This window comes from Catellatospora paridis, assembly GCF_009720365.1.
Lineage (GTDB): Bacteria > Actinomycetota > Actinomycetes > Mycobacteriales > Micromonosporaceae > Catellatospora > Catellatospora paridis.
Genome location: NZ_ML769316.1, coordinates 360217 through 384427 on the forward strand (window position 1 = coordinate 360217; position 24211 = coordinate 384427).

At 69.1% G+C, this 24211-nt stretch carries 23 protein-coding genes; 12 read left to right on the top strand and 11 right to left on the bottom strand.

What is annotated here, in order from left to right; all coding sequences use genetic code 11:
* The first annotated feature begins 55 nt into the window (after positions 1–55).
* Positions 56–1486, top strand: a complete 1431-nt coding sequence (locus F9C41_RS17205) for a dihydrolipoyl dehydrogenase family protein (RefSeq protein ID WP_155387813.1) — start codon at positions 56–58, stop codon at positions 1484–1486.
* A gap of 30 nt (positions 1487–1516) precedes the next feature.
* On the opposite strand, the gene F9C41_RS17210 is transcribed toward F9C41_RS17205, so the two are convergent.
* Entirely contained in the window at positions 1517–1873 is a 357-nt protein-coding gene (locus F9C41_RS17210; RefSeq protein ID WP_155387814.1) for a MerR family transcriptional regulator, read from the bottom strand.
* 107 nt (positions 1874–1980) lie between these two features.
* Between F9C41_RS17210 and F9C41_RS17215 the strand changes: the two genes are divergently transcribed.
* Both F9C41_RS17215 and F9C41_RS17220 read left to right on the top strand, forming a co-directional pair.
* Positions 1981–2667, top strand: a complete 687-nt coding sequence (locus F9C41_RS17215) for an SDR family oxidoreductase (RefSeq protein ID WP_155387991.1) — start codon at positions 1981–1983, stop codon at positions 2665–2667.
* A gap of 151 nt (positions 2668–2818) precedes the next feature.
* Entirely contained in the window at positions 2819–3280 is a 462-nt protein-coding gene (locus F9C41_RS17220) for an iron chaperone (RefSeq protein WP_155387815.1), read from the top strand.
* A gap of 89 nt (positions 3281–3369) precedes the next feature.
* On the opposite strand, the gene F9C41_RS17225 is transcribed toward F9C41_RS17220, so the two are convergent.
* From F9C41_RS17225 to F9C41_RS17235, 3 genes are all read right to left on the bottom strand, one after another.
* Complete coding sequence (locus tag F9C41_RS17225; protein WP_155387816.1) at positions 3370–4335, bottom strand: NAD(P)-dependent alcohol dehydrogenase; 966 nt, start codon at positions 4333–4335, stop codon at positions 3370–3372.
* A gap of 75 nt (positions 4336–4410) precedes the next feature.
* On the bottom strand, positions 4411–5277 hold the full coding sequence (locus F9C41_RS17230) for a M15 family metallopeptidase (RefSeq protein WP_230689683.1): 867 nt from the start codon (positions 5275–5277) through the stop codon (positions 4411–4413).
* A 140-nt stretch (positions 5278–5417) separates the two neighbouring features.
* Positions 5418–6770 (bottom strand): MFS transporter, encoded by a 1353-nt coding sequence (locus F9C41_RS17235; protein ID WP_155387817.1) that lies wholly within the window; start codon positions 6768–6770, stop codon positions 5418–5420.
* Between the two features lie 128 nt (positions 6771–6898).
* Here F9C41_RS17235 and F9C41_RS17240 point away from each other — a divergent pair, with 128 nt between their 5' ends.
* The 3 genes from F9C41_RS17240 to F9C41_RS17250 are packed head-to-tail and all read left to right on the top strand — an operon-like array spanning position 6899 to position 9625.
* Positions 6899–7228, top strand: a complete 330-nt coding sequence (locus F9C41_RS17240) for a hypothetical protein (protein ID WP_155387818.1) — start codon at positions 6899–6901, stop codon at positions 7226–7228.
* Positions 7229–7244: 16 nt separating this feature from the next.
* Positions 7245–9056: a M91 family zinc metallopeptidase gene (locus F9C41_RS17245; protein ID WP_155387819.1), complete on the top strand. Its 1812-nt coding sequence runs from the start codon at positions 7245–7247 to the stop codon at positions 9054–9056.
* Positions 9053–9625 carry a hypothetical protein gene (locus F9C41_RS17250; RefSeq protein ID WP_155387820.1) on the top strand — a complete coding sequence of 191 codons (573 nt, stop codon included), beginning with the start codon at positions 9053–9055 and terminating at the stop codon, positions 9623–9625. Before F9C41_RS17245 ends, F9C41_RS17250 begins: the two co-directional genes overlap by 4 nt.
* A gap of 57 nt (positions 9626–9682) precedes the next feature.
* On the opposite strand, the gene F9C41_RS17255 is transcribed toward F9C41_RS17250, so the two are convergent.
* Positions 9683–10330, bottom strand: a complete 648-nt coding sequence (locus F9C41_RS17255; protein WP_230689684.1) for a TetR/AcrR family transcriptional regulator — start codon at positions 10328–10330, stop codon at positions 9683–9685.
* Between the two features lie 98 nt (positions 10331–10428).
* Here F9C41_RS17255 and F9C41_RS17260 point away from each other — a divergent pair, with 98 nt between their 5' ends.
* Positions 10429–11595 (top strand): FAD-dependent monooxygenase, encoded by a 1167-nt coding sequence (locus F9C41_RS17260; protein WP_155387821.1) that lies wholly within the window; start codon positions 10429–10431, stop codon positions 11593–11595.
* Positions 11596–11747: 152 nt separating this feature from the next.
* On the opposite strand, the gene F9C41_RS17265 is transcribed toward F9C41_RS17260, so the two are convergent.
* The 4 genes from F9C41_RS17265 to F9C41_RS17280 all read right to left on the bottom strand — a co-directional run bounded on the left by F9C41_RS17265 (position 11748) and on the right by F9C41_RS17280 (position 15362).
* Complete coding sequence (locus F9C41_RS17265) at positions 11748–12392, bottom strand: hypothetical protein (RefSeq protein WP_155387822.1); 645 nt, start codon at positions 12390–12392, stop codon at positions 11748–11750.
* Positions 12393–12842: 450 nt separating this feature from the next.
* Positions 12843–13163 carry a PadR family transcriptional regulator gene (locus F9C41_RS17270; RefSeq protein WP_155387823.1) on the bottom strand — a complete coding sequence of 107 codons (321 nt, stop codon included), beginning with the start codon at positions 13161–13163 and terminating at the stop codon, positions 12843–12845.
* Positions 13164–13196: 33 nt separating this feature from the next.
* On the bottom strand, positions 13197–13976 hold the full coding sequence (locus F9C41_RS17275; protein WP_230689711.1) for a DUF6000 family protein: 780 nt from the start codon (positions 13974–13976) through the stop codon (positions 13197–13199).
* 600 nt (positions 13977–14576) lie between these two features.
* Positions 14577–15362: a maleylpyruvate isomerase N-terminal domain-containing protein gene (locus F9C41_RS17280; RefSeq protein ID WP_155387825.1), complete on the bottom strand. Its 786-nt coding sequence runs from the start codon at positions 15360–15362 to the stop codon at positions 14577–14579.
* Positions 15363–15596: 234 nt separating this feature from the next.
* Here F9C41_RS17280 and F9C41_RS40715 point away from each other — a divergent pair, with 234 nt between their 5' ends.
* On the top strand, positions 15597–16148 hold the full coding sequence (locus F9C41_RS40715) for an EF-hand domain-containing protein (protein WP_196279814.1): 552 nt from the start codon (positions 15597–15599) through the stop codon (positions 16146–16148).
* Positions 16149–16210: 62 nt separating this feature from the next.
* On the opposite strand, the gene F9C41_RS17290 is transcribed toward F9C41_RS40715, so the two are convergent.
* Entirely contained in the window at positions 16211–16690 is a 480-nt protein-coding gene (locus F9C41_RS17290; RefSeq protein ID WP_155387827.1) for an SPW repeat protein, read from the bottom strand.
* Between the two features lie 303 nt (positions 16691–16993).
* Here F9C41_RS17290 and F9C41_RS17295 point away from each other — a divergent pair, with 303 nt between their 5' ends.
* The gene (locus tag F9C41_RS17295; RefSeq protein ID WP_155387828.1) at positions 16994–17515 is read left to right on the top strand and encodes an FBP domain-containing protein; all 522 of its coding nucleotides are present in this window, start codon (positions 16994–16996) and stop codon (positions 17513–17515) included.
* 74 nt (positions 17516–17589) lie between these two features.
* On the opposite strand, the gene F9C41_RS17300 is transcribed toward F9C41_RS17295, so the two are convergent.
* Entirely contained in the window at positions 17590–21471 is a 3882-nt protein-coding gene (locus tag F9C41_RS17300; protein ID WP_155387829.1) for a ThuA domain-containing protein, read from the bottom strand.
* 695 nt (positions 21472–22166) lie between these two features.
* Here F9C41_RS17300 and F9C41_RS17305 point away from each other — a divergent pair.
* From F9C41_RS17305 to F9C41_RS17315, 3 genes are read left to right on the top strand one after another with little or no spacing between them, the layout of a single operon-like run.
* On the top strand, positions 22167–22514 hold the full coding sequence (locus F9C41_RS17305) for a PadR family transcriptional regulator (RefSeq protein ID WP_230689685.1): 348 nt from the start codon (positions 22167–22169) through the stop codon (positions 22512–22514).
* Positions 22511–23515: an HD domain-containing protein gene (locus tag F9C41_RS17310; protein WP_155387830.1), complete on the top strand. Its 1005-nt coding sequence runs from the start codon at positions 22511–22513 to the stop codon at positions 23513–23515. The genes F9C41_RS17305 and F9C41_RS17310 overlap by 4 nt, the downstream gene beginning before the upstream one ends.
* 34 nt (positions 23516–23549) lie before the next feature.
* Positions 23550–24170 (top strand): hypothetical protein, encoded by a 621-nt coding sequence (locus F9C41_RS17315; RefSeq protein WP_230689686.1) that lies wholly within the window; start codon positions 23550–23552, stop codon positions 24168–24170.
* Positions 24171–24211: the final 41 nt, after the last annotated feature.

The following is a 24211-nucleotide window of genomic DNA, read 5'->3' on the forward strand; positions in this document are numbered from 1 at the left end:
ACAAGCCGCAGCCGAGCAAGCAATGAGGAACGAAACATTGAGGAAAGCAGCAGTGATGACTGAGACGACCCGCACCTACGACGTGATCGTCATCGGCGGGGGGCCGGTCGGCGAGAACGTGGCCGAACGCGCCCGCTCCGCAGGGCTCAGCGCCGTGATCGTGGAGCGCGAACTCCTCGGCGGCGAGTGCTCGTTCTGGGCCTGCGACCCGAGCAAGGCGCTGCTGCGACCGGTCGTGGCACGTGCCGACGCGAGCCGCATCCCCGGACTCGACCCGGCGGTGGCCGGCCCGCTGGACGTCGAGGCGGTCCTCGCCCACCGCGACCGGATGTCCTCGTACTGGAAGGACGAAGACCAGGTCGACTGGCTGAACTCGGTCTCCGTCGACCTCGTCCGTGGCCACGGCCGCCTCACCGGCCCCAAGCAGGTCGTCGTGCAGACCCCCGAGGGCGACGACATCGCCCTGACGGCCCGGCACGCCGTCGCGGTCTCCACCGGTAGCCGCGCCGCCCTGCCGCCAATCCCCGGACTCGACACCGTCCGCCCGTGGACCAGCCGGGAGGCCACGAGCGCCGACAAGGTGCCCGGCCGCCTCGCCGTTGTCGGCGGCGGGGTGGTCGCCGTGGAGATGGCCACCGCCTGGCAGGCCCTCGGCTCCCAGGTCACCATGCTCGTCCGCGAGCACGGACTCCTCGAACGGATGGAACCGTTCGCCGGCGCACTGGTCACCGACGGACTGCGCGAAGCGGGCGTCGACATCCGCTTCGACACCACCGTCACCGCCCTGGCCCGCGAAGACGGCGAGGTGCGGATCACGCTCGCCGACGGCGGGCGGCTGGCCGCGGACGAGGTTCTGCTGGCCACCGGCCGCGCCCCGCAGACCCGCGACGTCGGCCTGGAAACCCTCGGTCTCACCCCCGGCGACTGGCTGACCGTCGACGACACCTTCCGGGTCACCGGCGTCGACGGCGGCTGGCTCTACGCCGTCGGCGACGTCAACGGCCGCGCGCTGATGACGCATCAGGGCAAGTACCAAGCCCGGATCGCCGGGGCCGTCATCGGCGCCCGCGCCAAGGGCGAGCCCGTCGACGACGCCCCGTGGGGCACGCATGCCGCCACCGCCGACCACGCGGCTGTCCCCCAGGTCGTGTTCACCACTCCCGAGGTCGCCTCCGTCGGCCTGACCAGCCGGGAGGCCGAGCGGAGCGGACGCCGCATCGAAGTCGTCGACTACGACCTCGCCCAAGTCGCCGGCGCCCACCAGTACGGCGCGGACTACCGCGGCCGGGCCCGCATGCTCGTCGACACCGAGCGCAACATCGTAGTCGGCGTCACCTTCGCCGGTCCCGGCGTCGGAGAGCTGGTGCACTCGGCCACCATCGCGGTCGCCGGCGAGGTGCCCCTCGACCGGCTCTGGCACGCCGTCCCCGCCTTTCCCACCCTCGGCGAAGTCTGGCTGCGACTGCTGGAGACCCACCGCGGCTGAGCATGACCGGGCGCGGTGTCCAGCTGCGACTCACGTCGAGCGGGGCGCTGTCTGTTGTGCCACGGCGATGAGGGTGTCGAGCTTGTCGCGCATCTTCACCAGGCCGGTGATCTGGGTATGGATGCGCTCCCGTTCGGCTGTCAGCAGGGCGAGCGTGGCCGACGTGCTGACGCCCGTGTCCAGGCACGGCAGCAGCTCCACGATCTTCTTGCTGGGCAGTCCTGCGGCATACAGCTGCTGGATCCATTGGACACGGTCGAGCGCCGCGTCCGGGTACCGGCGCTGCCCGCTGGGACTGCGCTCCGGGGCAAGAAGGTGCTGCTCTTCGTAGTACCGCAGCGCCCGCACGCTCACGCCCGCTTTGACTGCCAGCTCACCGATGCGCATCGCGCCCCCTTCGTGAACCGGGTCACTCGGCTTGCCTCTGACGTCAACGTCAGGTTCTAGCTTAGCCCAATAACACCTTGTAAATGTCGATCGACCAGGAGATCACTATGGATATCAATGGTTCTGTCGCCCTCGTCACCGGGGCCAACCGCGGCATCGGCCGACACTTCGCCCAGCAGCTGCTGGAGCGGGGAGCGACCAAGGTCTACGCGACGGCTCGCAACGCCGCGCTCGTCGACCTGCCGGGCGTACAGGTGCTGCGGCTGGACATCACCGATCCGGCGTCCGTCGCCGCCGCGGCCGCAGCCGCCTCGGACGTCACGCTTCTGATCAACAACGCCGGCGTCCTCACCGGCCAGAACCTGGTCACCGGAGAGCTCGACAAGATCCGGCTGGAGATGGACACGCACTTCTACGGCACGCTCGCGATGGTCCGGGCGTTCGCTCCCGTGCTGGCCGCCAACCGCGGCGGGGCGATCCTCAACGTCCTGTCGGCGATGTCGTGGCTGGCCTACGACGGCGCCAACGCCTACGGCGCCGCGAAAGCGGCACAGTGGAGCCTCACCAACGGCATCCGGATGGAACTCGCAGGCCAGGGCACGACGGTGACGGGCCTGCACATGGGCTCCACCGACACGGACATGATGGCCGGCCTGGACGTCGCCAAGAACGACCCCGCCGACGTCGTGCGCGCGGCACTCGACGGCGTCGAGGCCGGCCGGCACGAGGTGCTCGTCGACGACGCCAGCATCCAGGCCAAGGCCGCCCTCACCGCGGACCTCGCCTCCCGCTGAACCCGCGCCCGGGGCGGTAGATGCCGCCGCTCCGTGGCCGGTTCCGTGGTGAGCACGGATGCCCTGCGGGATGTTCTGGCGAAGACTGGGAAGCACGAAAGCACCCCGCCAGGGACTTTCACCCGCAGCTGAGACAGGCAGGAGACCTGAGATGGCCACCACGAAGACCGCCGCCAAGACCACCAAGTCCGACGAGAAGTACGACGGTTTCACCGACGACGAGCGCGCCGCCATGAAGGAGCGCGCCAAGGAACTGAAGTCGGCGCGGCGCGGCGCCAAGGCCGACGAGGAGCCCACCGTGCTGGCGAAGATCGCCGAGATGCAGGAGCCGGACCGCACTCGCGCCGAGCGCATCCACGCCATCGTCCGGGCCAACGCGCCGCAGCTGGCGCCCAAGCTCTGGTACGGCATGCCCGCCTACGCCCGCGACGGCAAGGTGCTCTGCTTCTACCAGGCCGCGCAGAAGTTCAACACGCGCTACGCGACGTTCGGCTTCAACGACGTGGCCGACCTCGACGACGGCACGATGTGGCCGACCGCGTTCGCGGTAACCGAGCTGTCCCCCGCCGACGAGGCGTTGATCGGCGAGCTGGTGAAGAAGGCGGTCAGCTGAGCAGAACACCGCTCGGCACACCGCCGGGCCGGGACGCCGTCACGCGTCCCGGCCCGGCTCGGCGCCATCGCCGGTCCGGATTTGCGATGTCAGTCGATGTTGATGACGACCTTGCCCTTGGCGTGGCCCTCACCGAGGTAGCGCAGCGCCTGCGGTACCTCCTCCAACCGGTACCGACGGTCGATGACCGTGACGATCTTCCCCTGGCGGCACAGCTCCACGATCGGCGCCAGGTGCGCGACGCCCAGCCGCACCGCCAGCACCCGGACCTTCTTGTCCGCCAGGCGGCCGGTCACCGCCCCGCCCACCAGCACCCGCAGCAGCGTGCCCGCCGAACCGCCGACACAGAAGTAGCGGCCCCCGGGCGCCAACGAGCGGTGGTACGCGCGCGCCGAACGGTAGGCGGCCATGTCGAGGATCAGGTCGTAGGTGCGACCGTTGCGGGTGAAGTCCTCCGCGGTGTAGTCGATGGTGTGATCGGCGCCCAGCGCTCGCATCGACTCCTGCTTCTCGCTGTTGTCGACGCCGGTCACCTCAGCACCGTGCAGCTTGGCGAGCTGGATCGCGTACATGCCCGAGCCACCGCCGGCACCGTTGATCAGCACACGCTGTCCGGCCCGGACCTGCCCCTTCTCCACGATGCCCTGCAGCGCGATGGCCCCGGCCTGTGGCAGCGCGGCCGCCTGCTCGTAGGTCATCGCCTCGGGCATCCGGGCCAGCACTTTCTGCGGCACGCAGACGTACTCCGCGAACCCGCCGAGGTAGGTGAGGATGTCGGCGAAGACGTCGTCACCCGGCTGGAACAGTGTCGCGTCGGGGCCCGTCGCCACCACCTGCCCGGCGATGTCCGACCCGAGCACGTGGCGTCGCGGTTTGCGCAGCCCGCCGAAGCGCGAATACAGCGGCTTGCCGCGCAGCCCCTCCCAATCGGACAGGTTCAGCGACACCGAGCGCACCTTGACCAGCACCTCGCTGCCCCGCGGCACCGGCGTCGGCACCTCGGTCAACCGCAGTTCCTCAGGGGTTCCGTATCGGGTGTAGACAACGGCCTTCATGGACACTCCCGCGCCGATGGTGAGGATGAAGCTGCGCGGTCACAGTAGCCGCCGACGCGAAACCGGCCCCGGAGTTCAGCCGCCGGTGGCGGAGAAGTGCATGTAGTCCTTCAGGGACCGGTAGTCCCCGCCCCACTCCCACCCGATCGCCGCGAAGGCCTGGACAGCCTGCTCGCGGGGCTGCGCCATGCCGGGACGCGCATCGGCTCGGTCAAGGTAGGCGGTGGCGAGCTCCGGCAGGACGACCTTGCCTTTCTGGTACGGGTTCTGGAACGGATTGAGATCCACGGCGAGCCCGTAGGCGTGCTGGGACCACCCTTTTCGGCCGCGTACCGGTCGGCAGGCGAACACCTCGGTGGTGTTGGCGTCGCCGGTCGACGGCGCGTTCAGTTCCACGGCGCTGGAGATCCGCATCCGCTCGATCGGGAAGTCTGCGGCGAAGAGTCGCCCGAACACCGTGACCAGGTCGTCGGCCACCCGGGCGTTGGCCAGCAGCTCGCCGGTGTGGGCTCGGCCGTCGAAGCCGCGGAAGGTAACCGTGAGGTAGCGCAGGTCCGCCGCGGCGATCGGACAGTTCTTGGTCCAGCTGGATCGCGCCAGCACGCCGGCCGGGACCGCCTGGACGGTCGCGTGGAAGCGACCGTCGGCCGGTGGCGGCAGCTCGTCGACGGTGATGATCGACCGGTTACGCAGTTCGGGCGGCGTCGGCTGGGCTGCGGTGAATCCCTGCGGGCCTACCGGGAGCACTCGCGTTCCCAGCCAGGACGGTGCGGGGGTGGCGTTCCCGATGCGGGTGGGCGCGGGGCTCGGGGACTCGGTGCGCACTGCCGGCAATGCCGACACAGTTTGTGTCGACATGTCTGCTTTCGGCCCGGTCGGGGCGCCCGAACAACCGGACAGGGCGCAGCCCATGAGCACAGCCACGGCCATCAGGCCCGCCACCCGACCACCGCGCCGCCGAAGAGCACCGCCCAGGCGGGCCGTGTGACGGGTGGACGAGAGGTCTTCGGGGGCGCACATTTCGCCAATAATAGCCTTTGCCCTGGTCAGCGGCACCGTTGACGCGTTGACGGGTGGTGTGCCTAACGGCTGCCGGCCGACTCCGGCTGCGACACGTCGGGCTGGCGCGGCGACGGTGCACCGACCTCTTCTTCGGCATCGCTGCTGGAGGCGCGGGCGTCGGCCAGCACATCCGCGGGGACGTGCCGCTCGAGGAATCGCCGCGCCAGCCGGACCGACGGATGGATGGCGATGGTGGCGGCCACGATGATGCCGGCGATCACCAGCCAGCCGGCAGCGCCCCAGCTCAACGCGAGGAAGGTGTACACCGCCGGCGCCCAGACCTTGCCCAGCGTGCCGCTCAGCTCGGCCGCGCCCTGGTAGGCGCCACGCTGGCGCGGGTCCATCAGCTCGGCTTCGAACGACCAGCTCGCCGCCGACAGGTAGAGCTCAGCCCCCGTCACCGCGACGTGGCCCAGCCAGACCAGGAAGATCGTCAACCAGCCCACGGTGTCGTGCGTCGCGAGCGTGATCAGGCAGGAGAGCACGAAGAAGGTGGAGGACAGCCGAATCGCCTTGAGCGCTGTCGGCACGTCCTTGACGCTGCGGGAGGTGACCATCGGCAGGAAGATGCACATCACCGTGTTGGTGGCGAACAGGAAGGCCAGCACCACTCGCGGGGCGTCGGTCTGCTCGACCAGCCAGAGCGGGATGACGACGTTCAGCAGCACCTGGTTGGTCCAGAACACCCCGCTGAAGAAGGTGGTGAGCAGCCAACCGGGGTTACGCAGCGGACCCGGCCCGGGAATGCGGACCTTGCGTTCCTCCGGGGTGCGCTCGTCGTGCGAAGCCCGCGGCAGCCGCGTGACGGCGACCGCGTTGACCAGGAAGCTCGCGGCGGTGAACCAGGGCAGTGCGTGCAGCACGTCGTTGGAGTGGAACGCGAGCGCGATGCCACCCATCACGGAGCCGAGAGTGAAGCCGAGGTTGAGCGCGGAGTACATGTAGGCGCGTGACTGGACCCGCTCGTCCGGTGGCAGCACATCGATCGTGTATGCCCCGTATGCGGCGGCGCCGAGCGCAGCGATGACCTCCATGCCGACGGCCATGGTGACGTAGCCCGTGAAATCAGTGATGAACGGCCAGACCGTGAACATCGCCGCCTGCCCGGCGCAGCTGACCGCCCACATCTTCTTCGGCCCGAAGCGGTCGACGAGCTTGCCCATCGGCACGGCGGCAATGAAGGCGGCGATGCCGGCGAGTGTCAGGCCGAGACCGACCTGGGCAGCCGACAACCCGACGATCTGAGTGAAGAACACCGCCGATCCGGTCAAGAACGTGCCCTGCCCGAGCGCGAACAGCAGCGACTGCGCGGACAGACGCCCGGCCAGCCGCGACGGCGGGCGGGCACGGTCAAGGATGGCGGAGAACGTCACCTCGGGATTCTCTAGGGACGGTATGCCGGTTGTCACGCCTTTTCTCCACTGGAATTCCTTGGCATACCGGCCGGAATGACGGCACACGCCGAGTGGAGCACGGTGCGCCGGCGTTGTAGGGTGCCTGCATGAGCGGGGAGGTACGGGCTGATCCGGTCGAGCTGGCGCGGGTAGCGCAGTCCTGTCTGGACGGCTCGCAGGATCTCGCGACGGCGCTGCGCACCGTCAGGGCCGATGCGGTGCTGTCCACGTCCGACTTCGGCAACGTGGCGAACGCGAGCAGGCAGAGCGACGCCTACCACGGCGTGGAGGGCAGCGCGGGCACGGCGACGGAGCGGCTGACCACGGTGCTCGAGGTCGACAACGAGAGCCTGCTCCGGGTGGCGTTCGCCTACCAGCAGGCAGACGAGGAAGCCGAGCGCAAGCTGCGCCAGAAGCACCGCAATATTCCGATCTGACCACGGGAGGTCGCCGATGGGAATTCCACCGGAAGACCAGGAGCACTTCCCGCCGATCACGGCGGCCGAATCGACCTGGCAGCTGCACGCGAACCCGGGGCGGATCACCAGCGCCGCGTCGGCGTGGCGACGGTTCGGCAAGTCGGCCACGTCGCTGGGCGACGACCTCGACGCGGACGCCAAGAAGCTGGTGGGCTCCCAGTGGGCGGGCCCGGCCCGCGACAGCTACGTGAACCACCGGACCAAGCTGATCTCCAGCGTCGACGCGCTGCAGGACAACGCGGGCAAGTTGGCCGGTCAGCTCGAGGGCATAGCCGATCTGCTGCAGCGCTACCAGGGACTGCTCGACGCCGAGTACGACAAGGTGAAGTTCCGCGACGTCGGCGGCACGTTCCATCCCCGCAGCGAGGAAGAGCAGAAGCTGATCAGCGGCGCCATCGCCGAGGCGCGAACCCTGCGCAAGGAGCTGGAGCAGGCGCTCGCCCAGAACCTCAGCGGTTTCGACAGGTCGGGCTGGGACGCCATCGCCGCCGAGTGGGGCGCGGTCGCCACCGGCACCGCCGACCCGTTCACGCTGCCCGCGGAGGCCACCGACGGCGTTTCGGTGATCATGGTGGACGGCCGGGCGGTCGTGAACACCGGCACCGGAGACGACGACGTCAAGGTCACGATCGACCCGAAGACCGGCGACGTCATCGTCACCGTCAACGGCTCGGACTACCACTACCCGCCGGGCACCCCGGTCACCATCCGCGGCGGCGAGGGCAACGACACCATCGAGGTCCCGAAGGGCTCCAACATCCGCGTGACACTGCTCGGCGGAGCGGGAAACGACACCATCCGCGGCGGTGACGGCGCCGAACAGATCTTCGGAGGGCGCGGCACGGACGACCTCTACGGCGGCCGCGCCGACGACTACATCTCCGGCGGCGCCGGCATCGACTACCTCGACGGCCAGGACGGCAACGACGTGCTGTCCGGCGGTTCCGGCCAGGACACCCTGTACGGCCTGGGCGGTGACGACCAGCTGTCCGGCGGCGAGGACGACGACTACCTCGAAGGCGCGAAGGGCAACGACTCGCTGTACGGCGGCGCCGGCAAGGATGTGCTGTCCGGTGGCCACGGAGACGACAAGCTGGCCGGGGGCACCGGCGACGACGTCTACTACGGCGGACACGGCAAGGACAGCATCACCGCGGGCGGCGGCAGCGACACCGCCTACCGGCAGGACGAGGACACCGTCGACGGCGTGACCTCGGACGTCAAGGTCGAGATCAGCGACAAGGCGCAGTTCATCAAGATCGAGGGCTCCGACGAGTTCAAGGAACGGGTGCTCGCCGACCTCGACATGTACCGCGCCTCACCGACCGGCCAGCAGATGCTGGACAACCTCCAGGACAAGCGCGACCCGAACTTCCTGTTCGGCGAGAACACGCTGACCATCAAGGAGCTCGACGAGGAGAACGGCTACGCCAGCAAGGGCCACAAGCTCGCCAACTCCGACTCCGTCATCCAGTACAACCCCGCCTTCACCTTCGATGCCGAGCGCGGCCGACCGTCGGTGGTGCTCTACCACGAACTCGGGCACGTGTACGACTACTGGAACGACACCTTCCAGGAGGAGGAGATCGTCGGCGGGCCTGACGACGGCATCAAGAAGGGCGAGCGGCAGGCGGCGGGGCTGCCCTTCGACCACGATGACGACTCCTCGACGCCGGACCAGCTCGACCCCGACCACCCGATCCAGTACACCGAGAACGGGCTGCGCCGGGAGATGGGCATGCGCGATCGCGACACCTACCGCACGTATTCGGGCGACGGCTGGTGACGGGACTGCGCCGCGCCGCCGGCCTGCTGCTCGTCGCGGCAGCGCTGGCCGCCTGCTCGGGCGACCCGGACCTGGATCTGACGGTGCGGACCGCCGTCGCAGGCGGCGACGTCACGGTCGAGTACACATTGGCCAACCGGTCCGAGGCGCCGGTGGTGCTCTACGACGGCGGATGGACCGATCCACAACAGCCCGGCTGGTCGCGAGGGCCGGTGGAGGTCAGCGTCCGCGACGACGGGGTGATCGAGTTCTCCCGACGCCTCATCCACCCCTGCCAGACCCCGGACACCAGCGACTGCGGCGGCGCACGCGAACCCACCGTGCGGATCCGCGGCTCCGTGCTCGAACCGGATGCCGTCAGGTTGGAAAGTTTCCGGGTGCCGCTCCAGGTGGAGCCCGACCATCCGGCGTCCGCCCAGCACACACCGATCTCGCTGGCCGGGCGGGAGGTGGTCTTCTGCATCGGGTTCACCGAGGTGACCGACGACAACCCGCCCGCAGCCGACGGGCTCTACCCGCCCGACAGCCCGCAGACCGTCCTCTGCGGCGAGCCGTTCCAGGTGCCGTGAGACCGCGGTGGCGCGCGGCCGGCTGACAGCGGGCCGGCCCGCTGAACCGCGGCCTCGCTAGCGCTCCGATGCCCGGTGCGGTCCGGTCAGCCCGGAGAGCAGCAGGTCGGTGAGGGCGTCGACGATCCGGTCGTCGTCCTCGGGCTGCCCGGTCGCCGGTGCCGCGTATCCGAGCATGCCGAGCATCGCACCCATGGCCGCGGCGATCAGCTGCGGCTCGCCGGGCAGCGAATGCCCCTGCCCGCTCAGGTATTCCAGGTGTTCGCGCAGCGTGGTGGTCTGTTCGAGCAGGCCCTGCCAGGCCCGGCCGGAACCGGGATCGGCGGCGATCATCGATTGGAACTGGGCGACGGTGACCGGACGGTGTTCGCGCATCACCGTCCAGGCGATGGCGATGTGCTCGCGCAGCTGCGCCCGGTCGGTCAGGTCGTGATCGTTGGGATGCTCGTGCTGGGCCAGGTGCGCGTCGGCCGATGCTTCCATCTCGGCGATCATGGCCTGCAGCAGCTGTTCCTTGTCAGCGAAGTGCTCGTAGAACGAGCCGGTGGAGCGGCCCGCCGCGGCCGTGACATCGGTGATCTTGGTATTGAGGTAACCCCGCTCGCTGAACACGTCGCGAGCGGCTGCCAGCAGCGCCGCACGCGTCTCGGCGGCCCGCGCCTTGCGGGTGCCCGCCTTCGCGGTGGCGGCTGTGGTTCGGGCCACTGGATATCCCTCCGCAATCTGGTTGACAGCGACCATCATATCGAACATGCTTTCACCGAATCTATGTTCAGTGAATTCATGTTCAGGGAGTGGTCTCCGTGCGAACGATCATCATTGGCGGCGGTGTCGCCGGGGCGGCGGCCGCCCTGGCACTGCGGCGCGTCGGCGTCGACGCGACCGTCTACGAGGAGTACGACGATCCGGCCGGCGACGTCGGCTCGTTCGTCAGCCTGGCCAGCAACGGCCTGCGCTGCCTGGACGTGCTCGGCTGCCTGGAACAGGTCCAGGCGGCGGGCGTCGCCCTGCCGCGGCAGCGGATGTGGTCTGCCGGTGGCCACCTGCTCGGCGACGTGCCGCGCGGCAGGCGCCGCGCGGACACGCTGCACAGCGTCACCCTCATGCGCGGGCGCCTGGTGGCGACCCTGCGAGACGCGGCCGTTGCCGCCGGGGCGCGGATCATCGTCGGCGAGCGTGCCGTCAGAGTGACCCGGACGGCCGACGGCGTGGCCGCCGAGTTCGTCAGCGGCCTACGCGACGACGCCGACCTGCTCGTCGCGGCCGACGGCATCTGGTCGACGGTGCGCGGTCAGCTCCACCCGGCCGCGCCCGAGCCCGAGTACGCCGGGCTCTATGCGATATCCGGCGTGTCCCACCTGGACGGAGTCGAGCCCGGGGTGTTCAACATGACCTTTGCCCGCAGCGGCGCCTTCATCCACCTGGCCGTCGGCGACGGCGAGATCTGGTGGCAGGCACAGATCGCCGAGCCGATCGAGCCGGACCGCCACGGCGTGCCGGACGCGGCATGGCTGCAGCGCACAAAGCAGCTCTACCAGGACGAGAAGGTGCCGTCGGCGGTGATCGCGGCGACCACCCGCCTGCATTCCCCGGTCATCTTCCACGCACTCGATCCGGTGGCAACCTGGCACAGCGACCGGACCGTGCTGATCGGAGACGCCGCCCACCCGGTCGGAGCGGGCCAGGGCGCGTCGATGGCGCTCGAAGACTCGCTCGCCCTGGCCGCCGCGTTGCAGGCGGAACCGACGGTTGCCACCGCGCTGAAGGCGTACGACACCGAGCGCCGTCCGCGGATCGTCAAGCTGCTGAACACGGCCGAGGACAACCGCCGCGCCAAGAAGGCAGGCCCGCTCAAGCGGCAGCTTCAGGCCGCCGTGATGCGCCTGTTCCTCCCGCTGTTCTACGAGAAGGCCACCGCATGGCTGTACAGCCACGAACCCTCACGGCTCCAAGTCCCAGGGCGGCACTGACCTTCCCGATCACGTGCTGCGGTCCACCGGCGCGAAATCGGCACTCGCACCCGAGCCGCGCACGCCGCACGCCAGGTCACGCCGCTGTGCGACGACCAGGTCGCGGTAGGCCACATGCACGCCTACCGCGACCCCCCGAAATGGCCGGCAGCCTAGACCGCCACCCCGTCACTCGACTCGGCGGCGGCGGCGCGCACCCGCGGCGCCACCGCGGCGAGTGTCGCGGAAAGGAACAGGCTGATGCCGCCCGCGACGGCTACCGCCCGGTCGTACGTGAGCACCAGGTACGGAAAGCGGGAGTCCTGGTGCGACCAGCCGAGCGCCGTGGCGTAGTAGTACGCCAGGACCAGCGCCGCCACCCCCGCCAGCGCGCCTATGCACAACACGGGCGCGCCCGCGACCAGCATCGCGACCCTACCTGCGGTGGTGTGCCGCTGGAACGCGCGTAGCGCCCACCCGGCGAACGCCCAGCCGACTGCGATGCCGAACAGCAGCCCCGCCCCGGCCGCGACCGTCACCATGGGGGGTGCCTGCTGGTGCACGCCGATGATGACGTTCGGGATTCCCGAGCTCCCGTACTTCTCGGTCGGGTCGCCCATGATACGGACCACCAGGTCGCCCTTGGCCGCCCAGAAGATCGTCTGCTCGGGGTACTTGGCGATGGCCTGATCGGACTGGCTGTAGACGGTCCGCCCGAGCTGCCAGCCGTCGGCCGTGAACCGGTCTCTGGCCTGGTCGACCCATGCGTTGACCTCGGCGCCGGGCACCCGGTACGCCAGCCAGGTATGGGTGACCACAGGATCGGCACCCGCCGGGACGAGGGACTCGCAAGCCTCGTTGGTATCCGCTTGGTCGCACCCGGCGTAGGACGCCGACGGGTTCGGCCCCTGGACGGGCGTCAACGCGGTGACGGACCTACCGATGGCTTCCACCGCGGCGTCTGTCGGCATGGTCGTAGATGTCCGCCAGACCGCCTCACTCGCGGCCGCCGCTGCGGCAAGGCCGATGAACAGGGCGACCACGACGGCGGCCATCCGGTACGCGGGTCCGCCGGGGAGCCTGAATCGCCACCTGAGCCCGCTCAGGATCAAGTTGACGGCCTCCGTTCTCGTCGGCTTTGTCCGCCCCGGTTCGGCAGCGTCCATCAGCGTCGTGACGACCTCCAGGCCGCGTTCACGGCGGAAGCTCCGGGGATAGCACAGCAACAGCCTGCGGTACGCGACTTCCAGTTGTGTCATCGTCAGCCCCTACACTGCCGGAATCACGCGCAGCCGGGCCGCGGCCAGGGACGCGTTCTTGCGAAGCAACTCCACCTCGGCGGTGAGCAGTGCTCTGCCGCCCTCGGTGAGCCGGTAGTACCGGCGGAGGCGGCCGTCGACGGCCTCCTCGCGGTCGAGGGATACGCGCCCCTCACCGGCCAGCCGGTCCAGGGCGGCGTAGAGCGTGCCCGCCTGCAGCTTTATCCGACCCTCGGAGAGTTCGTCGACGGTCCGGATGATGCCGTAGCCGTGCAGCGGCTCCTTGGCCAACGCGGTCAGAATGAAGAACGTGGGTTCACGGATCGACATGCGGTCCAATATAAAGACTATCTCTATATACAGTCAATCGATCGCTGCCGTGCCTGCTGATCGGCTGGCAGGCAGATCCCCGGCGAACGATGTGGACCCACTCCGGGCAAGGCGGGCGCGGACACCCGGGTCGGCGCCACGGGCGAACGCCACCAGGCTGGCCGCGTCACGCCTCTGCTCCTCCAAAGACACACTGGACGCACCCGGCCACCGCACCCACGGCCCGCCTGCGACGAGGATCGCTTCGGCATAGTGGGTGCCGAGACTGCCATCGAGATACAGCAGCGCTCCCATCGCCTCGGGCTGACAGTGCCTCTCGTCCTCCTCTGCCGACGCGAGGCTCATGATCAGATAGTCGCTCAAAATCCGGGCGTCCCGCTCCGTACCCAGGCAAGCCAGGGCGACGCAATACGGGTACAGGTATCCGTGTGGCCTTGGGTCGCTCATGTCCTGGGCGATGCGCGGACGGAGCTCGCCGCGGCTCCCGCACGCGATCAGCCAGCCCGCCACCAGACGCTCCCGCCAGCCGTAGTCGAGCAACTCCGCCAGATCCGCCACCGTGGCCCGCCGGGCACAGCGCCGCAGCCGCCACTGGAACATCCGCTGGCGCGCCCTCGGCATCACCAGCGCGTGTCCCGTCAACTCCCCGTACCGCCACACCCCGCAGCGCCGCCGTACCCGCAGCTCATGCCGCCCGGCCGTGTGGAGCAGAACCACCCCGAGGACACCGTGGAGGCGATACCGCATCCGATCCGCGATGCTGCGCGACATCCGCATGACGACGAGCCTTCCCCGTACGTCCGCCTGTTCCATCACCCGGGTGCACCGCGCTGGACCAAGACGCCACCGGCACCCGCCTCCGGCCACGCCGCCAATGTCGCTCACCGGGCCTGCTCGCGCAAGGTTCCCACTCTCGGGGGTACGGCAGTGGGATCGCTGCCCGGCGGCAGCTCGCCGATTATGAGCTGTCACGGCCTGATGATTGATTCTGGACGGCTTACGGTGGCCCCGCTCGGTCTGTGGTGGCCCATTGTGGTGAAGGCGTGCGATGGTGTGACGGCCCGATTCGGCCCCACCCCGGCCTGCCGCAGGAACTCAGATCAGTGACTGTGCGTTAGGTATGTAGGCGCTCGGCTTCAAGCCGAAGCTGCCACCCGACCTTTTCGATGACTTCGCGAGCTGCCTCCGCAACAGACCTTGCGTGGGTCGACACTTGAAAGTCTCGTTCCTTCAAGACCCTCTCAGGGGCGGTCAGCTCGCAGACGACGAACCGTGAGCCGGCACGGCAGCGCGAAGCTGCACCCGTTCGTCCTCGTCCGCGATAACGCTGGGAATGACGAGCCGCAAACCCGCAAACCTGCGACTTCGCTGCGGCCTCGGCCCCGGATGCACGAGATCGCATGTCGTCGGTTGTCACACGGAAGGGTCCCAGGCTACGAGCTGATCGAAGATACGACGGTCGCCTTCGAACTTGAGCGAATCCAGCGGTAAGCGGCCGTAGAAGAACAGGACCAGGTCGCTGGCCGTGCCCCGGGCGGAGGCGTCGGCCGTGTCCAGGTCCTCGCCGGCAGCGGGCGTGAGGTGGGCGACCTGTGCGCCGTCGTGGGACAGCCGAAGGCGCCAGGAGTGGCCCTCGGTGGCGTGGTAATCGACGACGGCGGGTTCGTGTGGCCAGGCGACCGTCGTCGCGCAGAGGGTGAACTGGCAGTCGTCGAAACCGTCGAGGGCGATCTCCACCGGTATCGGCTGCGGGGCACCCCCGGTGAGCTGGACGTCGTAGGTGTGCACCGCGATCTCGTGGAGCTGGCGCCGCGCCCAGGCCCCGGAGGTCTGCGGTGACGGCGAGTCCCCCCACCATGTCCAGCAACCGCGATCCGGGCCCGACTCGCGCAGCACGCTCGCCAGGTGCTCGACGGACTCGACCCACCAGGCCAGGAGAGCCTCGCGCTCCCGAGGTGCACCCGTGCCGCCTCCCCATGCGGACTCCTCCGGCGGAGCGTCCGCGGGCCCGGCGGTGACGATGGCGGCTGCCTTGCGGCGACCCATGCCCACGTGTTGCACGTGATCGAACAGCGTCCGCTCGGGATGGGTCGGCATCTGAACGTCGAGGCTGGGTGCCGCGGCGACCGCAGCGCGGAAGGCGACCGACCGTTCGTTGATCAGCCGCAGCTGATCACGGAACGTGAGAATTCTGTGCACCCCGGCTTTCTATCACTGTGCTCCGGCGACCGGACAGCGAGTTTCGCAGCCCAGGCGGCGGCCACCCCGGCACTGATACGTGCCCTGCAGCTTCTGGTGAGGCGCGGCGCGGAGGCGCAGCTGCGACGGGAGTCAGCGGCACTCACCTTGACCGTCAGACCGGCCGGGTCAAGGTGCCGTCAGGCTGTCGTGTTAGGTGGGACCTGTCGCACGGTGTCACGAGAGGACAGTCCCATGAACGAGAAGACGCTGCTATCCCGCAAGCATGACCGCTCGTTCGGTCATCTCGACCGCAACGGGACGGGGTTCATCGAGCGCGATGACATCATCGGCCTCGGCGAGCGGGTGCTCTCGGCTGTTGGAGAGTCGACCGAGTCCCCGCGCGGCCGGGAGTTGCTCGACGCCTTCGGCGAGGTCTGGACGGTTCTGGTCACCGCCTGCGATCACGACACCGACGACAAGCTCGACGCCCGCGAGTACCACATCGGCATGACCTGGGCATTCGTGCAGGACACCGAGGGATACGACCGGATCTTCCACCCCGCCGTGAAAGCGCTCATTCAACTCGCCGACACCGATGGCGACGGGTCCTTGCAGCCTGTCGAGTTCCGTGCGCTGCAGGCGGCCTTCGGCACCCCGGCAGACGAGGTCGATGAGGCCTTCGCCGGCCTGGACCGTGACGGCAGCGGGTCACTGACCGTGGACGAACTGCTCCGGGCCGCTCGCCAGTTCTACACCGCGCCCGACGACCGTGAGCCGGGCAACGGGCTCTTCGGCCGGATCTGACCTGCCGGTTCTGCGCCGACAGCGTCCTTTGTCCCTGCCTGCCCGGCCAACGGATGTCGGATCTACGGTCGGGGCGCCTCGCGGAACGACTGCGCCGATGCGCTCAGGCCCGCCGTTTCGGCGACCCGCCGCCTGCCCACGGACATCATGGCGATGGTGCACACCAGACCCACCAGGCCGACGATGACGTTGCTGACGATGGCGCCCACACTCGGTGCGGGTCCACTGACCAGCCATGGTGAGACGATCGCCCATGCGCTGATGATCGGGGCGACCCAGGCGATCCGGTGCGAACGTCCGTACATGGTCGCGAAGCACAACGCCAGCACGGCCAGTCCGACACCGGAGATCACGTTGCTCGCCGTCAGGCTGGTATGGCTGGTGAAGCCCACCACCCAGGGCGAGATGGCGAGGTAGAGACCCGACAGGAAGGTCAGGCCCTCCACCACCTGTGCCGTCGGGGTTTCGGCGGCTTCCTCGTACCGCAGCCGAAGCTCGGCAAGGTCTGGATGATCTTCGATGCGAGGAGTTCGAACAGTCATGCTAACCACCTCCGCACAGCAACATCAAACAACCGTTCCTATAACCGATCTCTGTCGACTTTACGCTGGTGAGGGTCGCCGGCCACCCCATTGGCACGAACGCGGACACGCGACCGCCCGGCCAGGCGCCAGGAAGGCGACCGTCGACCTGACCGGCAGCGTCGGGGGTGAAATCGAGTTGCCGGGTGTCATGCGGCGGACGATTCTGGGCCCCGACGTCGACGCCCCACCGAAACTCGGTGCCCGAGCGTCATGACAAACGGCAGACCACACCGGTCCGGCCCACCGACGGACAGGATGATCATGCAACCGCTGACCGCTGCCGAGATCCGAAACTGCATGGCGAACACGTCGAAAGGCGAGGCGCAGCGGCTGACGCTACCGGCGGCGCCCGAGCACATCGCCTGGACGGACCTGGACTTCCTCGGCTGGCGCGACGCCAAGGCACCAGGTCGGGCATACCTGGTGACACCGCTGGGCTCCACCGTCGTCGGGCTGGCCCTGAGCGCGACCGTCCCGCCCCGGTCCCTGATGCGGTCGAACATGTGCGGGTTCTGCCACACCCTTCACGACGCCGCCTCCATCGCCCTGTTCTCAGCACGCCTGGCCGGCGCCGCCGGGCGCGCGGGCAACACGGCCGGGACGTACGCGTGCACCGACCTGGCGTGCTCGCTGTACATCCGCAACCTGCGCAAGCCGTTCCTGCCGCAACCGCAGGAGACCATCAGCGAGCAGGAGCGCATCGCCCGCCTACTGCTGAAGGTGACCGCGTTCGTCACCCGAGTGCTCGACACCGACTCGTCGGGCTCGCGTCAGGCAGCTTGATCGGAACCGCAGACGGCAGGGCGCGGAGGACCTGAAACGGTCCTCCGCGCCTGGCGACGTGCTGGTCTACACGGTCAGCTGTAGACCTCGAATTCAAACAGCGAGTAGCCGTACGCGGTGCCGCGGGCCGTCCCGTTGATCCGCACGTAGCGGCCGGTGGCCCCGAGCGCGGTGTTGTCGTCGACCCCGCCGTTGCCGCCGGTGACCGAACGTACCGTCGTCCAGGTCGTGCCGTTGGCCGAGGTCTGGATCTGGTACGCCGACCCGTACGCGGCCTCCCAGGTCAACTTCACCCGGTTGATCGCATACGACTGGCCCAGGTCCACCTGGATCCACTGCGGGTCGGCGAACGCGCTGCCCCATCGGGTGGTCAGCGAACCGTCCACCGCCGCCGACGCCACGAACGCGCCTTCCACGCTGGATGCGGTGGCCGGACGGTTCAGCGCGAGGTTGTTCGTCGGCGGAGGCGGGGTGCCGTCACCGTAGACCTCGAACTCGAACAGCGAGTAGCCCCACGCGGTGCCCCGGGCCGTGCCGTTGATCCGCACGTACCGGCCGGTGGCCGTCAGCCCCGTGTTGTCGTCGACCCCGCCGTCGCCGCCGGTGACCGAACGTACCGTCGTCCAGGTCGTGCCGTCGGTCGACGTCTGGATCTGGTACGCCGACCCGAACGCGGCCTCCCAGGTCAACTTCACCCGATTGATCGCATACGACTGGCCCAGGTCCACCTGGATCCACTGCGGGTCAGCGAAAGCACTGCCCCACCGGGTGGTCAGCGAACCGTCCACCGCCGCCGACGCCACGTAGGCTCCCTCGGCACTTGACGCCGTCGCCGGACGGTGTAACGCGAGGTTGCCCCCGGTGGGCGGCTGGGTGCCGCCGGCCGTGAACGTGAAGTCGTCGATGTCGAACAGCGAGCCGGTGGCGGCCCCGGTGAACACGAGGTACAGCTGTTGCGTTCCCGCCGGCACGGTCACCGTGCCGGTCACGTCGGCCCAGGTTTCCCAACTGCCGGTCGGCGCGACCGGCACCGTGGACACGACCGTGCCGGTGGGCGAGCCGACCCGTACGGTCAGCGTGCCACCGACACCGGCTGAGGCGACGCGCGCCTTGAATCCGGTGACGCCGGTCAGGTTGTACGGCGTGAAGGAGATCCAGTCGCCGTTCTCGATGTAGCCGACGGCGTTGCCGCCGTGTGCGCTGGCCTTGGCGGCGATCTGGACGCCGTTCATCGTGCTGAAGTGCTCAGCCTGCCGGGTGCGTGGCTGCAGCACGTGCTGGGCCTGGACCGCGGTCCCGGTCGGCGGGGTGTAGACCGCGGCGAGCACCCCAAAGATGTTCGCGGCCGCGTCATGCTCGCCGTCGACCGTGGTCTGGATCGACCCGGTGCAGCCGGTCTTGCTGGTGATGGGGTGTCCGTGGCTGTCGTGGCCCAGGACGTAGTTGAGCACGACCCGGTTGCAGTCGATCGTGCCCGCGTTCGGGTCGGTCACCCGGATCTCGTAGGGCACGAGGTCGCCGAACTGGAACACCGTGCCGTTGCCCGGGATGATGATCTGGATCCCCGCCCGCCCGACGCCGACGACGACGCTCGCCGTCGAGATCCGGCCGCCGGTGTCGCGGACCGTCAGCGTCGCGGTGTACTCGCCGTTGGCCGAGTAGGTGAACGTCGGGTTGGCCGCTGTCGAGTCGGTGCTGCCGTTGCTGGTGAAATCCCAGGCGTACGTGATGGCGTCGCCATCAGGGTCGTTGCTGCCGGCCGAACTGAACTGCACGGTCAGCGGCGCCGCGCCCGTCGACGGATTCGCTGCGGCCTGGGCGATCGGCGCCCGGTTGCCGCCACTGTTGTACTCGATGCGGTAGACGGCCGAGTTGGCGTCGCCACCGAACCAGGTCGTGCCGTAGTCGAGCACGTACAGGGCGCCGTCCGGTCCGAACTCCAGGTCCATGATCGCGGTCCCGGACCACGGAATGGGCTCGATCGCGCCGGCGGTGCCGTTGGCGTTGATCGTGGCCGCCTTGATCCAGCGGCTGGTGAACTCGCCGAGGATGGCCTTGCCGTTGTAGGAGGCCGGGAACTTCACGTCGGAGACCAGCGCCGGGTTGAAGTTGTAGACCGGGCCGCCCATCGGGCCGCCGCCGCCCAGCTCGGGCCGCCAGGGTCCCGCGCCGCCGTACGGCAGCCAGGCGGCCTGCGACGGCCGGAGGGTGGTGAGGCCCGTGTTGTTCCGCGAGTTGTTCGTCGGCCCGCCGGCGCAGTTGTAGAGGCCGGCCGAGGGACCGCTGGGGAACGTGTACTCGTGGTAGGGGGTGTTGTAGTTCGAGCAGTACGGCCAGCCGAAGTTGCCCGGCTGGGTGATCCGCTCGAACGCCACTGTGCCCGCGGGTCCGCGGTTCGGGTCGGCACCGCCGTCGGGGCCGTAGTCACCGAGGTAGACGACCCCGGTGGCCTTGTCGACGCTCATCCGGAACGGGTTGCGGAAGCCCATGGCGTACACCTCGGGCTTGGTGTTGGCCGTGCCGACCGGGAACATGTTGCCGGCCGGGATGGTGTAGCCGCCGGTCGCGCCGGGCTTGATCCGCAGCACCTTGCCCCGCAGGTCGTTGGTGTTGCCCGCGGTGCGCTGCGCGTCGAAGGCCGGGTTGCGGTCGGCCCGCTCGTCGATCGGCGCGGAGCCGCCCGAGTCGAACGGGTTGGTGTCGTCACCGGTGGACAGGTACAGGTTGCCTGCCGCGTCGAAGTCGATGTCACCGCCGACGTGGCAGCACTGGCCCCGGCTGGTCGGCACGTCCAGGATCGTGACCTGCGTCGCCGGGTCGATCGTGTTGTCGTCGCGCACCGTGAACCGGGCCAGCTTGTTGGACCCGTTGAACGGGGCGAACTGTGCCGCGGTGCCGGTCGCCGGAGAGTCGCCGCCGGGGGTGCTCAGCGGGGGCGCGTAGTAGAGGTACACCCACCGGTTGCTGGCGAAGTTCGGGTCGGCCTTGATGCTCTGCAGACCCTCCTCGTCGTGGGTGTACACCTGAAGGGTCATCGCGACCTTGGTGTTGCCGTTGACGTCGGTGTACCGGACGACGCCGTCGCGTGAGGTGTGCAGCACACCCCGGTTCGGCAGCACGGTCAGGCCCATCGGCTCGCCCGTCTCGGCCACGCCCTTGGCCAGCGTCACCTGGTTGAACGTGCCGACCGGCGGGGGGCCGCCGACCGTGCAGTTCCCGGTGCCCTGGGCCGCGTACCGGATGCCGCCGAGCAGGTGGGTGCGGAAGTTGGCCTCGCTGAAGCTCTCCTGGGTGTGTCCGAGGCCGGTGTACCACGTGCGTCCGCCGTCGTAGGCACGGCACCACGAGATCGGGTGGTCGGCGCCCATGCTGCCACCGGTGTACGTGGACTCGTCCAGGTTGGCCAGCACGTGCACCGACGAGCGCGGGTTGGTGCGGTAGTTGTACAGCTCGTCGGTCCGGTTCCAGTTCGCCGGCAGGCCGGCGGTGGACGGGTGGGCCGTGTCCTCGATGCGCACCGTGACCGGCTGGATCGCCGGGTGGCTGGCGAAGTACGCGCCCACCAGGCTGCCGTACCAGGGCCAGTCGTACTCGGTGTCGGACGCGGCATGCACGCCGACGTAGCCGCCGCCGGCGCGGACGTAGCGCTCGAACGCGGCCTGCTGGGTGGCATCGAGCACGTCGCCGGTGGTGGACAGCCAGATCACGGCTTTGAATCTGGCCAGGTTGGCGTCGTTGAACTGGGTGGCGTCCTCGGTCGCCTCGACGGCGAAGTTGTTCTGCGTGCCGAGCTGCTGGATCGCGGTGATGCCCACCGGGATCGAGTCATGCCGGAACCCCGCGGTCTTGCTGAAGATCAGCACCGAGAAGTCGGGAGCGGCCTGCGCAGGGGCGGCGTTGAAGCCCACCCCGGCCAGCACGACGGTGACACAGAGCAGCACTCTGCGAAGGAACATGATCGGTTGGCACCTCTTCCGTAGAGGAACAGTGAAGACGTGCGCCGATCACGTCTGGACCGTGAGCTGACGGCCGCACCAGGCACGGCGGGCGTCAGGCGGGGATACGAATTCGATGGGTAGTGCCGGGGGTGCCCCACGCCTCGTCTACGTCGAGAGGTCTTGCAAACCTGTGGCCGCAACCAGACTGGCTGCAGTGAGCGGCCTCAAGCGAGCCACGAACGAAGGGCGGGCTTGCCTCCACCTCCTCACCTCAACGCGCCGGGAGAGCGCTCTCCCGTCTGGTGTAGACAGTTAAACAGACTCGCTCGCCGTTGTGAAGGCTCATCACATGCCGACCGGCCGGGTCTCCAGGTAGGCGAGCCGGAAGGGACCGAGGTCGTCGCGGAGGGTCTTCGCCCGTTCGGTCCACGCGCCGATCGTGAAGATATCGGCCTGCAGGAACTGGGCGGGGAAACGCTCGCCGGTGGACAGTTCGATCGGCGGGGTGCGGGTGCTGGTCGAGGCTGACCCACCTGGTGCAGGCGAAGGTCTGCGTGCCGAGGGGCAGGGCCAAGGCCGTCACCGGGGTACGGCTCTCCGGGGCCCAGCCTTCGTCCGGCAGGTGGCCGCCGTGTTCGGCCTCCAACAGCAACTCATTGATCATCGTAACTTGACACTAGACGTATCGTTCTCTAGCTATGTAGAGTACGACTATGTCTGACCCCCGGATGACACTGCAAACCCAGTTGGTACTGAAGGCGTTCACATCGGACCCGACCCAGCAGCGGTACGGGTTGGAGATCTGCGATCTGGTGGGCTTGGCCTCCGGCACCGTCTACCCGATCCTTGCCCGGCTGGAGCAGGCCGGATGGCTCGAAAGCGGCTGGGAGGACAGCACGTCGGTGACCGACGGCCGTCCCCGTCGGAGGTTCTACTCCCTGTCTGCCGACGGCGCCCAGCAGGCACGCGATGCGCTGGCCCGCTCACATCGTTCCGGCCGCCCGCAGCGCGCAGGCTGGACCGTCAGCGGCCAGACCGATCCCGGCGTGGTGCCGTCATGAGCCCCTCTCCCCTGAATGAGCCGGGCGCGGCGTCGGTCGCGGCGATCGAGGCCCGATACCCGGAGGACGACCGAGCGGCTATCCGCGCGGCGTACGAAACGGCCGCGCGTTGGCATGCCGGACAACTACGTCGCAGCGGCGACCCGTATGTGACACACCCGGTGGAGGTGGCGGCGATCGTCGCCGACCTCGGCCTGAGCCCTGCCGCGGTATGTGCCGCGATCCTGCATGACACGGTTGACGACACGCCCTACACGTTCGCCCAGATGCGAGCGGAGTTCGGCGACGACGTGACCGCGATGGTCGAGGCGCTGCCGACCAGCACGGAGCTGCACAGGGCGGCCCTTGACGTGGACGCGAGTCACGCCGGCTCACCAGACGTCGAAGTGCTGGTGATCAAGCTAGCCGATCGGCTGCACAATTTGCGCACGCTGCAGCACACAAGCATCGCCAGGCAGGTCCGGGTGGCCCGCGACACGCTGGAGACCGTCGCACCGATCGCGCAGCGCCTCGGGCTGACGGGAGTGCGGCGGGAGCTGGAGGAGATCTCGCTGGCCTACCTGCGCTCGACGGTCGTCACCGACCGGCCCACCCGGGCGACGCTGCGACTGCTGGAGTTGACCACATTGCTCCTGCCGAGAAATGCGCGCAGCCGCTGGCGGGAGGAGTGGGCTGCCGAGGTCGGTGCGCTGCCGACCCGGCGGGCCAGGGTCATGTTCACGTTGCAGACCCTGTGCGGCGTGCCGAGGCTGGCCTGGGTGCTTTCCGGGCCGCGCCGTGCGGTCGTGCCGACGTGGGTCGCCGGCCTGACCCAGCTCGCCCAGGCACTCGGTGTCGGCGGCGCCATCGTGGTCGTGACCGCCACAGATTCGGTCTTCGCCTGGATCGCGGGCGGAATCGTGCTGGTGTCGTTGGCGCTGCTGGGAATGCTGCTATTCGTTCGTAGTGACGGTCCGGCCCGCCGGCTCATCGCGCTGATTCGGGCGTGGCGGCGCCAGTGAGAACCGCTGAACACCGCCCCCACAAGGAGACCGCGTGCTGGTGACGATGAATCTTCCGACGCCCGCTCAGATGCGCGGCCGGCTCGCCGCGTTTGCTGCCATCTGCGGTGCGCAAAGCCGCGATCGTCGCGGATGCTTCGCCGACGGCCCGCTGTGGCACTTCGACGACTGGGGCGGCAACTGGGCCGAGCTGCATCATGACGGCGGCGGCCGGGTGGTCATGGTCGGCAACGACCACGAATACTCCGAGACCTACTTCGGACCGTTCGCCCAGATGTTCTCCGAGCCGGAGACCGACCTGCTCGCCGGGGCGCCGCAGTGGTGGGCTCCGTATGCGCAGCAGGTCATCGCCGGCGGCGAACGGCTGGGCTTCGTCTACGGCTTCGACGGAGCGTGGTGGCGCGCGGACTACGACCTCTACGACGGCTTCGAATCCGTCGGCATCCCGGCCACCGACGACGCACACTGTGTCGACCTGATCTCGGAGTTCGTCAAGGACGCCGCCGGCAAACCCGACCCGACCGCGATCGAGGCCCTGATCGCAGCGGACGCCGACGTGACGGTCGAGCATGTCGTGGCGGTCATCGGCGACAAGTGGAACGCGGCCGCGGGTGCCGCCGCCGCCCGCGCCTTTCTCGCCGTGGAAGTCGCCTGAGTGCACCGACGCACGCGATCCGGCGTGGCTCCGGCCGGTGG

Coding starts and splice junctions, on each gene's coding strand:
- F9C41_RS17205 (WP_155387813.1), top strand. CDS start 56: ATGACTGAGACGACCCGCACCTACGACGTGATCGTCATCGGCGGGGGG.
- F9C41_RS17210 (WP_155387814.1), bottom strand. CDS start 1,873: ATGCGCATCGGTGAGCTGGCAGTCAAAGCGGGCGTGAGCGTGCGGGCG.
- F9C41_RS17215 (WP_155387991.1), top strand. CDS start 1,981: ATGGATATCAATGGTTCTGTCGCCCTCGTCACCGGGGCCAACCGCGGC.
- F9C41_RS17220 (WP_155387815.1), top strand. CDS start 2,819: ATGGCCACCACGAAGACCGCCGCCAAGACCACCAAGTCCGACGAGAAG.
- F9C41_RS17225 (WP_155387816.1), bottom strand. CDS start 4,335: ATGAAGGCCGTTGTCTACACCCGATACGGAACCCCTGAGGAACTGCGG.
- F9C41_RS17240 (WP_155387818.1), top strand. CDS start 6,899: ATGAGCGGGGAGGTACGGGCTGATCCGGTCGAGCTGGCGCGGGTAGCG.
- F9C41_RS17245 (WP_155387819.1), top strand. CDS start 7,245: ATGGGAATTCCACCGGAAGACCAGGAGCACTTCCCGCCGATCACGGCG.
- F9C41_RS17270 (WP_155387823.1), bottom strand. CDS start 13,163: ATGTCGATCCGTGAACCCACGTTCTTCATTCTGACCGCGTTGGCCAAG.
- F9C41_RS17275 (WP_230689711.1), bottom strand. CDS start 13,976: ATGGAACAGGCGGACGTACGGGGAAGGCTCGTCGTCATGCGGATGTCG.
- F9C41_RS40715 (WP_196279814.1), top strand. CDS start 15,597: ATGAACGAGAAGACGCTGCTATCCCGCAAGCATGACCGCTCGTTCGGT.
- F9C41_RS17290 (WP_155387827.1), bottom strand. CDS start 16,690: ATGACTGTTCGAACTCCTCGCATCGAAGATCATCCAGACCTTGCCGAG.
- F9C41_RS17295 (WP_155387828.1), top strand. CDS start 16,994: ATGCAACCGCTGACCGCTGCCGAGATCCGAAACTGCATGGCGAACACG.
- F9C41_RS17300 (WP_155387829.1), bottom strand. CDS start 21,471: ATGTTCCTTCGCAGAGTGCTGCTCTGTGTCACCGTCGTGCTGGCCGGG.
- F9C41_RS17305 (WP_230689685.1), top strand. CDS start 22,167: ATGTCTGACCCCCGGATGACACTGCAAACCCAGTTGGTACTGAAGGCG.
- F9C41_RS17310 (WP_155387830.1), top strand. CDS start 22,511: ATGAGCCCCTCTCCCCTGAATGAGCCGGGCGCGGCGTCGGTCGCGGCG.